We start from the raw sequence: 12,963 nt of genomic DNA on the forward strand, positions 1-12,963 counted from the left end.
GCCTCTAAATATCATCAATTTAGAGACTCTAGCACAAGTTTAGATTTCTAAACCATCCAATAGACTTAACCACCCTTTAATGATCCTGTGGCAAAACCAAATGATCCCAAAAAGATAAATCGAAAGACTGAGCCAAGTTAACGGCACGCAATAGCCAAGCACTAACAAGCCAAGAAAGGCAACATTAGAATGCCGTTGCCAACGCAAATGCGACGCCAATAATGGGTTTCCATGGGATTGACGTTGGGAAACATTAATGAACAAACTTAGCAGCACGGGAAGTAATAATAAGGGAAAGCCCGACATCAAGGCGTACAACAAATGCCCAAGAGAACGGTCTTCAATTTTTGCGGCATAAGTGGTTGTCATTGTCATTGAGAGACTCCAGCCAGACTAATGGACTGGGCGCAAACATCATACGCCCTTGTCATTAACCTTACGTTCTCACTGAGATAAGCGCAACTAAGGATTAGAAATATTTCCATCCATTTAAGAATAAGCATGATAAGCCCTATATAACTATCACTAATCAGCGCGCTAGAGTTTTAGTCTCACATCGGACGTTAACGTTGTAGAGCACGCCAGCACAAACCCCGCGTCAATTTCCGCAGAACTCAGCGTCATCACACTCGTTGATGTGGTTTCTCCCTCCAAGACTTGACACTTACACGCACCGCACACGCCCGAACGACAAGCCGCAATAATCGGTAATCCTTCAGACTCGATTCCCTCAAGTAAACTCTGCCCTTGTGTTAGCCTTGTGCTGCGATCGCCAATGGCTAAGTTAAAAAAAGGAAAAGTAAAAGCCCCTGCTTGCGGATTTTCATCTGTTTCAGACGACTTTGCTTGCATGAGCTGATTACGTGCGGCTTTCTCTGCGGTGGCAAAACTCTCATGGTGCAACCGACTCATATCAAAGTTGAGTTCGGCCAATAACGCTTTTACTGCCTGCATATAAGGCTCAGGCCCGCAGAGATACACCGTTCGCTCAGCAACATCAGGCACTAAGGTTTGCAGCATCTGTGCAGTTAATCGCCCTATATCAAAACTTATCTTTGGGGAGAATAAAAGTGATGCTGCCGCCGACTCCAGCGCATAACTGAGCTTAAACGCATTAAAGCGGTTCGCCATCGTCTCCAATGACGATTTAAAAATGATATCAGCGTCTGAGCGCGCGCTGTGCACAAAGGCAATATCGGCATCAATTTGAGTGTCAGTTAGATAACGCGACATCGAATACATGGGCGTAATGCCGCAACCGGCACTCAAAAACAAATATTTCTGCGCAGAGATATCAACTAAGTTAAATTGCCCCGTCGGTTGCAGTACGCGCACACGCTGGCCTGGCTGCAAGTGATCAATAAGATAATTAGACACCAGTCCACCCGCCACACGCTTAATCGTCACCATCAAGGAATAGGGTCTCGATGGTGATGACGACAAGGTATAACTGCGGCACACTTGCTCGCCGTTAATATCGAGCACAAAGGTCATAAACTGGCCGGGCTTATAGTCAAACTTCATCGGCTCGCCCACCTGAAAACGAAAACTCACCACATCGATAGTTTCATTCCAGCGTTCAACGCACACCAGCTCACTTAGCCCTGCTCCGATTTGCGCTGGCCCACCGTCTACTGGGTTAACACTTTTGGGTTTATGGAGCGCTTTCGCCCCTGCCATCACACTCAAATTTATCGCATTCATTACATTTTTACCTGCAACACACTGCGGTTTTAACCCTCGGAAAATCCGAAATTAAAACCGCAGTTAAGCAACCACTCATTGCTGATTTAAGCCACAATATTCAGAGGACTTCAGCAATGAGCACCGACTGATTTACGCCACGTTCAACATGGTCTTTAAATCGGCCTCAACTGTGGTGGTATTGCGTAAGCCAAACTTCTCCTCCAAAATTTTGGCGAGATTGGCGGTTAAAAATGCAGGTGGTGTTGGGCCTGTGCGAATGTTTTTCACACCGAGTGACAACAGTGTCAGTAACACCACAATGGCTTTTTGTTCGAACCAAGAGAGCACTAAACTCAATGGTAATTCATTGATATCACATTCGAATACTTCAGCTAACGCAATCGCTAACTGAATAGCTGAATAGGCATCGTTACACTGGCCCACATCGAGCAAGCGTGGGATACCGTTAATATCACCAAATTCGAGCTTATTGAATTTGTACTTACCGCAGCCTAGCGTCAGGATTATTGAATCCTTAGGTGTGGATTTAGCAAGTTCAGTAAAGTAGCTTCTGTCGGCCTTGTCACCATCGCAGCCGCCAACGAGGAAGAAGTGTTTAATCGCGCCACTTTTTACATTTTCAACCACAGCTGGCGCTGCCGCCATCAAGGCATTATGGGCAAAACCAATGGTGATAGTGTGGGGGATTTCATCGTAGATAAAGCCTTCTAATGCTAACGCTTTATCAATCACAGCCGAGAAATCATCGCCTTCGATATGCACCACACCAGGCCAACCCACTATGCTACGAGTAAAGATACGATCGCTATAACTGCCAACATTGGGGTCGATAATACAATTGGACGTCATCACCACAGCGCCAGGGAAATTGGCAAATTCTTGCTGTTGATTCTGCCAAGCACTGCCGTAATTACCGACAAGCTGTGGGTATTTTTTAAAGGCAGGATACGCCAGTGCGGGCAACATTTCGCCGTGGGTAAACACATTGATGCCCTTACCGACTGTCTGCTCAAGGATAAGCTCTAAATCCTTCATATCATGACCAGAGACTAAAATTGCCTTGCCCTTAACGGACTTAGTATTCACAACTGTTGGCTCTGGATGACCAAAGGCCTGAGTTTCACCCGCATCCAGCATGGCCATTATGCGGTAGTTCAACTGACCAATATCCATCGCAGTGGTAAATAGTTTATCGCCATCGACACTCGGCTCACCTAAGAAAGACATGATTTCATGGAAGCGCCCTGCAACATCGGCATCAGTCTGTCCCAACACGCGAGCATGTTCCATATAAGCAGCCGCGCCCTTAAGGCCATACAAGCACAATAGTCTTAACCCCATGATGTCTTCATGAACGTCATGCTTATCTTTATTCAGCAGTGCAATCGGTGCCTGCGCTAGCATTTCAATCTTACTGGTCCCCAGCACTAACTGAGCGACTTGCGGCACTTGCTCAACGGCAATACCCGCTTGTTCACAAGCCGCTTCGTAAGAAGCTTTTAACTGAGCACGATAATGAGCCGCCTGCTGGGTATAGGCCATAATGCGCTCGTCATCGAAATTTACGTTGGTGAGGGTCGCGAAAAAGGCTTTAGGCACAAAACTATCAATTTCAGCATCGATAATGCCCAGCTCGCGGGCTTTAACCGCATACACAGACACGCCTTGCAGCATATAAATCAACAAATCTTGCAGATCAGACGTTGCCGCCAACTTGCCGCACATACCTTGGGAATAACTACAACCATTGCCAGCGGGTGTACGAATGGTTTGCTCACACTGAATACAGAACATGGATAGACTCCTAATTTAAATTCATGCTTTATTTTTACATGTTTAAAACTAGTCTACCTAAACGCACCATAAGCGACAGTCATTTTTAGAATGAGATGCTAAATGTTAGAGAAAGATCACTTTAAGTGATCGCTAATATAAGCAATCAAACCTGCCAAAATCTCATAAAAAAACGCCCATCAATGATGGGCGTTTTAAAAAGTAACTTGTTATTTATTAATTGGTTTTCATATCATTTACCGATTGCAGCATAATACGACTTTCACGCTGAAATTGGGGAGCAAAATCCCCAAACCATTTAGCGACGGTTTGGAACTGCTTAATAAACTCGTCCCTGTCACCGCGTTTTAGCAGCTCCAACGCTTCACGGTAGTTATCTAAGTAATCGCCGATTGCATGTTGGCTATCTTGCTGAGCAAAAATAATATCGGCGTAAAGCTCTGGGCTTTGGGCGAATAATCGCCCTACCATAGCCAATTCTAAGCGGTAAATAGGCGAGCTAAATTGCAGTAAAGTATCAATATCTGCCTCTTCCTTGCACAGATTCAAACCATACACAAAGGTCGAAAAGTGACGCATTGCCTGCACTAACTGCATCGCACTGTCGTGACGTTCAGGCTCTGCTTCGACAATCCGCGCGCCCCATATTGCGATCTGCTCGAGTAACCATTGGTATTTATCAGGCTCACGTCCGTGGCACACCACCACGACTTGCTTCGCCAGACTGCCCACATCGGGACCAAACATAGGATGAAAACCTACAACCGGACCAGAATGCGCCTCAAGCATAGCGTTAACCGGCTCAGTCTTAATGGAGGTCAAATCTGCCAGAATGCAGTCTGCCGGTAATTGGCTCAGCTTTTCACGAATAAGCTCGCAAGTAATCGCAATCGGCACAGTCACTAACACCATTCCCGCATCGGCAAATAAGCTATCTGCTTGCTGCCAATCGTCTTTATCAAGCAACTCCACTTGGTAGCCTGATAGGGTCAGCATTTGTGAAAATAGTCCACCGAGTTGCCCTTTACCGCCGATAATCACCACAGATCCTAAATCTTTTTTAACCTGCTTAAAGCCAACATCTTTTTCATTGAGATAAGACTCACGCATCAAGCGGCGTAAAATATCCTCAATTAATTGCGGCGCAATCCCCATGTTTTTCGCTTCTTCGCGGCGTTTAGCGAGCATGGCGGCTTCACGCTGCGGTGCATAAATCGGTAAACCGGCGCCGTGTTTCACTGTGCCCACTTGCGCTACGAGATCCAAGCGCTTACGCAGTAAATGCAATAATTGCTGATCGACACCATCAATCAGGCCACGAAGATGTTCTAATTCGGCCGTTGTTTTTTCATTCATACTTGAGTCCATTAAGCTGTAGCAATTTACGCATTAGCTACTTTAAGCATATCGAAACGCGTTGGAAGTATTGAAGATAACTTCGCCGCGCCGTCACGTAAAATGGTTTCTGTTTTTTCCCAGTTAATACAGGAATCTGTCACAGATACACCATAAGCTAGCTCGCTTAATGGCTTATCACAGCTTTGATTGCCTTCATTTAAATGGCTTTCTAGCATAACGCCGATGATCGATTTATTGCCGTTATAAATCTGCTCGAACACATCTTCACACACAGGCTTTTGGCGGCTGTAGTCTTTGGATGAATTGCCATGGCTGCAATCGATGATCAAACGTGCATTCAGTTTAGCTTTGTGTAACTGCGCCTCACACTCAGCAACGCTCTTAGCATCGTAGTTGGGTGTTGCGCCGCCGCGTAAAATCACATGACCATCAGGGTTACCCGCGGTTTGCAATAACGCCACTTGGCCCTGCTGGTTTATGCCCATAAATCTGTGACTGCTGGCTGCCGATTTTAGCGCATTAATCGCCACATCGAGCTTACCATCGGTGCCATTTTTAAAGCCCACCGGCATAGACAGACCCGATGCCATTTCCCTATGGGTTTGCGATTCAGTAGTGCGAGCGCCAATGGCTGACCAGGTCACTAGCTCAGAAATGTACTGAGGACTGATAGGATCAAGCGCTTCAGTGGCGACTGGTAGCCCTAATTCGGCCAACCAAATCATCAGCTCACGGGCCATTTTCAGGCCTTTTTCGACATCGAAGGATTCATCCATATCGGGATCGTTGATCATGCCTTTCCAACCTACTGTAGTACGCGGCTTTTCAAAGTAGACTCGCATTAAGATGTAAAACTCATCACTGAGTTCATCGTGCAGAGTTTTAAGCCTTAAAGCGTATTCTTTTGCGGCGGCGATATCATGGATAGAGCAAGGGCCAGTGACGATCAATACTCGATTGTCGCGCTTGTGGACGATATCAGCCACGGTTTTGCGAGCATTAAGAATATAACGATAAGCATGCTCAGAGAGTGGCAAGGCATTTTTAAGCTCTTGCGGCGTGATTAAAACTTTCTCTGAACTAATGTGTACGTTGTTAATCGTATCTTGTTGCATGCTTACCACCTAAGACTTAGTGTTTAACCCAGTTGTCGAAGCAGGACTTCAAGTCAGCTTGGGCATTCATTTCGGATAAAAATAGCGTAAACCCATCGCAATGTACTTTCGTAATGCTACACCATTACAATCAGGCGACCACTATGCCTGTTCATTCCCATTAGATCAAGTATAAATACTCAAAAAACAGCAACAAAAAACCGCCACTAGGGCGGTTTTCTGTGCGAACACTACGTCTTTTTTTCTGTAGCGGTAACTATTACTTAGTTGCCAGCTTCTCACGGATACGTGCAGATTTACCTGAACGATCACGCAGATAGTACAGTTTGGCGCGACGAACGCGGCCACGACGCTTAACTTCAATGCTAGCGATCAGTGGGCTGTGCGTTTGGAAAGCACGCTCAACACCTTCGCCATTAGAGATTTTACGTACTGTGAATGCAGAGTGCAGACCACGGTTACGCTTAGCAATTACAACGCCTTCAAAAGCCTGTAACCGCTCTTTATCGCCTTCTTTAACACGAACCTGAACGACTACTGTATCACCAGCACCAAACGCAGGTACGTCTTGTTTCATTTGCTCATCGTTGAGCATTTTAATGATGTTGTTCATAACTTACTCCGTTCTAGAATTAACTGAGCTACGACTAAGCATGCTTGTTCATTGCTTCAACGAACTGCGCTAATAGAGTCGTTTGTTCGTCAGTCAGAGCTAGATTTTGCAATAATTCTGGCCGTCTCAGTAAAGTCCTACCAAGGCTTTGCTGTAAACGCCAGAGTCTAATTTGTTCGTGGTTGCCACTTAGCAGCACTGCTGGTACGTCAAGACCATCTAGGCTTTCAGGGCGAGTGTAATGTGGACAATCCAGTAAACCGTCGGAGAAAGAATCTTGCTCCGCCGAAGCTTGTTTTCCTAGCACGCCAGGAACCAATCTCGATACTGAATCTATCAGAGTCATCGCCGGTAATTCGCCGCCCGAAAGCACGTAATCACCTATCGACCACTCTTCATCCACTTCCGTTTGAATGATGCGTTCATCAATACCTTCGTATCGACCACAGACCAAAATCAAACGTGATGATTGAGCCAACTCAGTGACGCCTTGCTGATCCAGCTTGCGTCCTTGAGGTGACAAGTAAATCACCTTCGCACCTTCACCCGCTGCGGCTTTCGCTGCATGAATGGCATCACGCAAGGGTTGCACCATCATCAACATTCCGGGACCACCGCCGTAAGGCCTGTCATCTACCGTATTATGTCTATCATGGGTGAAATCACGGGGATTCCACGTGTGCAACTCGAGCAGGCCGTTTTTCACGGCTCGACCCGTAACTCCAAAGTCTGTCACGGCACGGAACATCTCTGGGAACAGGGTTATTACCCCTAACCACATCTGTTGTACCTCGACTTAGAAGTCAGGATCCCAATCCACTAAAATCTGTTTACCTTGCAGGTCCACCGTTTTGATGAACTGCTCAGGGACAAAGGGGATCATACGTTCCACTTTGCCGAAACTATCTTTAGCGTTGGCTTTAACGAGTAATACGTCGTTCGATCCTGTTTCCACGATCTGATCGACAATTCCCATGTTATAGCCAGTTGTATTGACCACTTCGCAACCGATGAGATCACGCCAGTAGAATTCATCTGCTGGCAAATCGTTCATCTGTTCCGGCAAAATCGCAATCTCACAATTTGTGAGCATTTGCGCTTGCTCCCGTGTTTCTACGCCATCAAGTAAGGCAACAACGGCCTTGCCTTGATAACGCCACTGGGTGACCTTTATTTCGCGCCACTCACCATTTTCTTTAATAAGCCAAGGCGAGTAGTCAAAGATACCTTCAACAGAATCGGTATAGGCGGTGATTTTCAGCCAACCTTTAATGCCATGACAGGAGCCTAATTTCCCCAGTACGACTGGCTGTTGGTTACTGCTCATCAATCTATACCTTAACGCTATTAAGCAGTTGCTTTACGAGCGTCTTTGATCAATTTTGCTACGCGTTCTGTAGCAGCTGCACCGTTAGAAACCCAGTGCTCAACGCGAGCTAGGTCTAAACGTAATGTTTCTTCTTGGCCACGGGCCAATGGGTTGAAGAAACCTACACGCTCAATGAAACGACCGTCACGAGCGTTACGGCTATCAGCAACAACGATGTTGTAAAATGGACGCTTTTTTGCGCCGCCACGAGCTAAACGAATGGTAACCATGCGTTTTCAATCCTCTAATGATTTGCTTTGAAGCAAAAATAAAAACTGGAACCCCGTGTTCGCGAAGAGTCCCAGATAGAAAGCCGGAAGATTTTACCTGAGTTTCCAACTAATGCAACCAAAGATGGCGATTATTACGCCTGCGTCCTTCGTTAGCGGTTCATTGTTACCAGAGTCAACCGACTGATAAAGTGCTAGGTTTAACTAAAAATGTCCGATTAACGACCTGGAAATTTCATTCCAGGCGGCATCATGCCACGCATTCCGCGCATCATTTTTTGCATGCCGCCCTTAGCAGACATTTTTTTCATCATCTTTTGCATCTGCGTAAACTGTTTCAATAAACGGTTTACGTCTTGGATTTGCGTGCCAGAACCCGCAGCAATACGACGCTTGCGTGAGCCCTTGATTAAATCAGGGTTCTTACGCTCTTTGGACGTCATCGAATTAATGATGGCTTCCATTTGGCCTGTCATTTTGCCGTCTTGGATTTGCGCTAAGGCTTCTGGGGGCAATTGACCTACACCGGGCAGTTTTTCCAGCATATTCATCATGCCGCCCATGTTTTTCATTTGCTGTAACTGCTCACGGAAATCTTCTAAATCGAAACTGCCACCCTGCTTCACTTTCGAAGCCAGTTTCATGGCCTTTTCTTTATCGACGCCGCGCTCAACTTCTTCGATCAGCGATAACACATCGCCCATACCCAAAATACGCGAAGCAATACGATCGGGATGGAACGGTTCTAACGCATCGGTTTTTTCACCGACACCGAGGAATTTAATTGGCTTGCCGGTAATATGGCGAATCGATAACGCAGCACCACCACGTGCATCACCATCGACTTTGGTTAAGATAACCCCTGTCAGTGGCAAAGCTTCGTTAAACGCCTTAGCCGTGTTCGCCGCATCTTGACCTGTCATAGCATCCACAACGAACAAGGTCTCAATAGGCTTGACCGCAGAGTGTAAGCCTTTGATCTCGTCCATCATGGCTTCGTCGACGTGCAGACGACCCGCGGTATCGAGGATCACCACATCGATGAACTTTAATTTAGCGTGGGCAATCGCCGCTTTCGCAATGTCGATTGGCTTTTGGCTAACGTCCGATGGGAAAAACTCCACAGCGACTTCTTGCGCTAATGTCTCAAGCTGTTTAATCGCCGCTGGGCGGTAAACGTCGGCACTAACCACCAATACCGATTTTTTATGGCGTTCGCGTAAAAATTTACCCAGTTTGGCCACACTGGTGGTTTTACCCGCACCTTGCAAACCCGCCATCATGATCACAGCAGGCGGCTGAGTGGCTAAATCTAAGGCTTCATTCGCCTCGCCCATGGATTTTTCAAGTTCACTTTGAACTATCTTAATGAAGGCTTGACCAGGGCTTAAGCTTTTAGAGACTTCTTGGCCAACGGCACGTTCTTTTACATTATTAACGAATTCGCGCACCACAGGCAGGGCAACATCGGCCTCCAGCAGTGCCATACGCACTTCGCGCAGGGTTTCCTTAACGTTTTCTTCAGTTAAGCGACCACGGCCACTGATATTTTTCAGTGTGCGTGACAGTCTGTCGGTTAGGTTCTCAAACATCGTCCTGTTCTATACCTTTAAGAATCTCGATTGATGGGCTGTATTATAACGATGCATGCGCATTATGCTACTGCTGCACCCATCTTGATTGTGGTTAAGTGTTTTACTTGCGCTGAGTCATGTTTTATTGTCGTTAACACACTATTTAACCCTAACAATAAGAATCTGCTAAATTTTGCAACTCATGTCACTGCCCATTTGCCGACAGCTCATGTTATTCTAGGGAAAATATTGATCTGTATGCCCCGTTTATAAGGCACCTTTAACTACACAAATAGGTTAATTACCCATGGTCATCTTTTCTGCCTCAGCCATGTTTTTTTATTGCATTGCATTGGTACTAGTGACGAGTCGATTGTTCCACCCCGACGGTCCGAATCGCCGCGCCGTCGCAGGCATAGCAGCCATTGCGGTCATTCTGCATGCTGCTGCATTATCCCAAGTGATTTTCACCACTGATGGGCAAAACTTTAGCCTGACGAACGTGATTTCCTTAGTGAACTGGATTATCGCCTTTACTTTTACAGTGTTGATGTTCAGGCTGAAGGTGATCGTCGTAGTGCCCGTGGTTTACGCCTGCTCTGTGCTCTCGGTGGCCCTGCTCTGGTTATTACCGCCTAAGTTCATCACGCATTTTGAGCTTTATCCTGAAGTATTAGCCCACGTCGTATTGTCACTCATGGCCTACAGTGCCCTGATGATAGCCGCCCTGTATGCGATACAACTGGCGATGATCCAAAATAAGCTGAAGAAAAAACAATTTATGCTGAGCCCAGGCATTCCGCCACTGATGACAGTTGAGAAACAACTTTATCATTTAGTGATTATCGGCGTTATCTTGCTCAGTTTATCACTCGCAACCGGCTTTATCTTTCTTGAAGACATGTTCGCCGATGGCAAAGGTCATAAGGCTATCCTGTCGATAATAGCTTGGTTTGTATACATTACTATGTTGTGGCAACAGTATTGGGTCGGCTGTAAAATTCGTACCGCAGTCATTTACACTTTGACTGGCGCCACCTTACTTTCGCTCGCTTATTTTGGCGCGCGCATTGTCAAAGAGTTAATCCTCAACTAAACATTTAAGTCGGCAAAGGCAGTTAATGCCGCTGCCGACTTGACACTTTTTTTAAATGTCGGTATTTACTTAAGTTTACTGGCCATATTGGAGCCTTTTTTGGACGCTATATCGACAAGCGCACTCCTGATCGTTTTACTAGTGCTTATCCTATTCTCTGCCTATTTCTCAGGCTCAGAAACCGCCATGATGACACTCAACCGTTACCGTCTACGCCACTTAGCCAGCAATGGCCATAAAGGGGCGATTAGAGCTTTGAAGTTGCTTGAGCGTCCTGACCGTTTGATTGGTTTGATCTTAATCGGCAATAACTTAGTCAATATTTTAGCATCGGCTATCGCCACTATTATTGGTATGCGCCTCTGGGGGGACTTAGGTGTCGCCATCGCTACCGGTGTGCTGACACTCGTTGTATTGGTATTTGCTGAAGTCACCCCCAAAACCATCGCCGCACTCAATCCCGAACGTATCGCCTTCCCCTCCAGCATACTGCTGCGCTGGTTGTTGATCCTATTAGCGCCCTTCGTGAAAGGCGTAAACCTCATCACGTCAGGCTTTTTACGTTTAATGGGAATTAAAACCGTCAATAGTAGCGATGCGTTAAGCCAAGAAGAGTTGCGCACTGTCGTACATGAAGCTGGGGCACTTATCCCCCAACGTCACCAAGAAATGCTGTTATCTATCCTAGATTTAGAGAAAGTCACCGTTGAAGACATTATGGTGCCGCGCTCAGATATCTACGGGATTAACGTCAATGACGAGTTTAAGGTCATCAATCGGCAGGTCATCCAAAGTCCACACACCCGAGTGTTAGTGTATCGCGACACAGTTGACGATGCGGTGGGCTTTATTCATTTGCGCGATGCCCTGCGATTACAATCGAAAGAGCAATTTAGTAAGTCATCTCTGCTGCGCGCAGTGAAAGAGCTCTATTTTGTGCCTGAAGGTACACCACTCAATGTGCAACTGGCTAACTTTCAACAGAACAAAGAGCGCATCGGCTTAGTGGTTGATGAATATGGCGATATTCAAGGTCTAGTGACGCTCGAAGATATTCTCGAAGAGATTGTCGGCGACTTTACTACTTCAATGTTAACCACGCCGAGTGAAGATATCAAAGTGCAGCAAGATGGCAGTTACTTAGTCGATGCCAGCATTACCATTCGCGATTTGAATAAAGAAATGAAGTGGAACTTCCCGACCGACGGCCCTAAAACCCTCAACGGTCTGATCCTAGAATACCTAGAGGAAATCCCATCTGCCAACACCAGTTTACGTTTAGCCGGTTATCCCTTAGAGATCATCGATGTAGCAGAAAATATGATTAAAACTGTGCGAATCATACCGCTGCACTATCACCCGCCCAGAGCTTAGCTTTCGATTTGCCCCATAAAAAATCGGCCGAACCACATACTAAAATGTCGTTCGGCCGACTGCTCCCCCGAGCAATACTTTTCCCAAGTGATGTAACGAGTTAAATCTTTTTCGCCTCCAATGCGCGACGCTTTTCAATCGCCATCGGCGTTATCTGGGCATTGAGCGCCTTTTCTAGGCCCAACATAAAATACACTTCCGCCATCAAGAAGAATGGCCCAATTAATAACTGATTCAAATCATCTACAAAGGCAGGCTTGGCTTTTTCATATTTATGGCCAATTAACTGGAACACCCAGCCCACCACAAATACCCCTAGGGCAAGCCAAGTGGCACCGGCAATATGCGCCGCCCATTCAGTTGTGAGCAGTACAGGAACCATAAATAAGATCAGCCCCATTGAGAGCCTTAAGTGTAAACGGACATAGTAGGCCGACACTAACACGCCGACAATCACGGCTAAACTGGTCTCACCCAGACTGCCAAGCGGAATACGTACAGTGGCCAGCAACAAGAAAGCAGACCAAATAATCAGTGGGATACCAATAAAATGGGTCTGAATATTACGCTGATTTAAATGCACACTTTTGTAGGTCGATAACTGCTCTGCGGCGGATTTCATGTCGGATTCCTCTTCATTTTCCCCTGCTTTTACCTGCGCCAAATTGCGAGGTGCGCAAGCCATAAACTAGCGCAAAACAATTAAGCTGAACAGCAAAAGTAAACGAATTG

The 12,963-nt window shown here is 46.3% G+C and carries 13 protein-coding genes; 2 read left to right on the forward strand and 11 right to left on the reverse strand.

Annotated features, from left to right (window positions below):
* Positions 1-39 precede the first annotated feature (39 nt).
* From Q4Q57_RS01655 to ffh, 10 genes are all read right to left on the reverse strand, one after another.
* Positions 40-375, reverse strand: a complete 336-nt coding sequence (locus tag Q4Q57_RS01655) for a hypothetical protein (RefSeq protein ID WP_006080796.1) — start codon at positions 373-375, stop codon at positions 40-42.
* Positions 376-537: 162 nt separating this feature from the next.
* Complete coding sequence (locus tag Q4Q57_RS01660) at positions 538-1,704, reverse strand: hybrid-cluster NAD(P)-dependent oxidoreductase (protein ID WP_311889403.1); 1,167 nt, start codon at positions 1,702-1,704, stop codon at positions 538-540.
* A 132-nt stretch (positions 1,705-1,836) separates the two neighbouring features.
* Positions 1,837-3,501 carry a hydroxylamine reductase gene (hcp, locus tag Q4Q57_RS01665; RefSeq protein ID WP_311889404.1) on the reverse strand — a complete coding sequence of 555 codons (1,665 nt, stop codon included), beginning with the start codon at positions 3,499-3,501 and terminating at the stop codon, positions 1,837-1,839.
* Between the two features lie 216 nt (positions 3,502-3,717).
* Positions 3,718-4,857 (reverse strand): bifunctional chorismate mutase/prephenate dehydrogenase, encoded by a 1,140-nt coding sequence (gene tyrA, locus Q4Q57_RS01670; protein ID WP_106649862.1) that lies wholly within the window; start codon positions 4,855-4,857, stop codon positions 3,718-3,720.
* A 26-nt stretch (positions 4,858-4,883) separates the two neighbouring features.
* On the reverse strand, positions 4,884-5,975 hold the full coding sequence (locus Q4Q57_RS01675; protein ID WP_311889405.1) for a 3-deoxy-7-phosphoheptulonate synthase: 1,092 nt from the start codon (positions 5,973-5,975) through the stop codon (positions 4,884-4,886).
* Between the two features lie 259 nt (positions 5,976-6,234).
* Entirely contained in the window at positions 6,235-6,588 is a 354-nt protein-coding gene (gene rplS / locus Q4Q57_RS01680) for a 50S ribosomal protein L19 (RefSeq protein ID WP_006080791.1), read from the reverse strand.
* Positions 6,589-6,622: 34 nt separating this feature from the next.
* Entirely contained in the window at positions 6,623-7,369 is a 747-nt protein-coding gene (gene trmD, locus Q4Q57_RS01685; protein WP_028760810.1) for a tRNA (guanosine(37)-N1)-methyltransferase TrmD, read from the reverse strand.
* A gap of 15 nt (positions 7,370-7,384) precedes the next feature.
* Positions 7,385-7,915 carry a ribosome maturation factor RimM gene (gene rimM, locus Q4Q57_RS01690; RefSeq protein WP_006080789.1) on the reverse strand — a complete coding sequence of 177 codons (531 nt, stop codon included), beginning with the start codon at positions 7,913-7,915 and terminating at the stop codon, positions 7,385-7,387.
* Positions 7,916-7,935: 20 nt separating this feature from the next.
* Positions 7,936-8,187, reverse strand: coding sequence for a 30S ribosomal protein S16 (gene rpsP, locus Q4Q57_RS01695; RefSeq protein WP_006080788.1), 252 nt, complete (start codon positions 8,185-8,187; stop codon positions 7,936-7,938).
* Positions 8,188-8,405: 218 nt separating this feature from the next.
* The gene (ffh, locus tag Q4Q57_RS01700) at positions 8,406-9,779 is read right to left on the reverse strand and encodes a signal recognition particle protein (RefSeq protein WP_311889421.1); all 1,374 of its coding nucleotides are present in this window, start codon (positions 9,777-9,779) and stop codon (positions 8,406-8,408) included.
* Between the two features lie 289 nt (positions 9,780-10,068).
* On the opposite strand from ffh, the gene Q4Q57_RS01705 reads away from it, so the two are divergent.
* Both Q4Q57_RS01705 and Q4Q57_RS01710 read left to right on the forward strand, forming a co-directional pair.
* Positions 10,069-10,857, forward strand: coding sequence for a cytochrome c biogenesis protein CcsA (locus Q4Q57_RS01705; RefSeq protein ID WP_311889422.1), 789 nt, complete (start codon positions 10,069-10,071; stop codon positions 10,855-10,857).
* A gap of 99 nt (positions 10,858-10,956) precedes the next feature.
* Positions 10,957-12,231, forward strand: a complete 1,275-nt coding sequence (locus Q4Q57_RS01710) for an HlyC/CorC family transporter (protein WP_006080785.1) — start codon at positions 10,957-10,959, stop codon at positions 12,229-12,231.
* Between the two features lie 100 nt (positions 12,232-12,331).
* On the opposite strand, the gene Q4Q57_RS01715 is transcribed toward Q4Q57_RS01710, so the two are convergent.
* Entirely contained in the window at positions 12,332-12,853 is a 522-nt protein-coding gene (locus Q4Q57_RS01715) for an Mpo1-like protein (RefSeq protein ID WP_311889424.1), read from the reverse strand.
* Positions 12,854-12,963 lie beyond the last annotated feature (110 nt).

This window comes from Shewanella sp. SP2S2-6, assembly GCF_031931965.1.
GTDB classification, from domain to species: domain Bacteria; phylum Pseudomonadota; class Gammaproteobacteria; order Enterobacterales; family Shewanellaceae; genus Shewanella; species Shewanella baltica.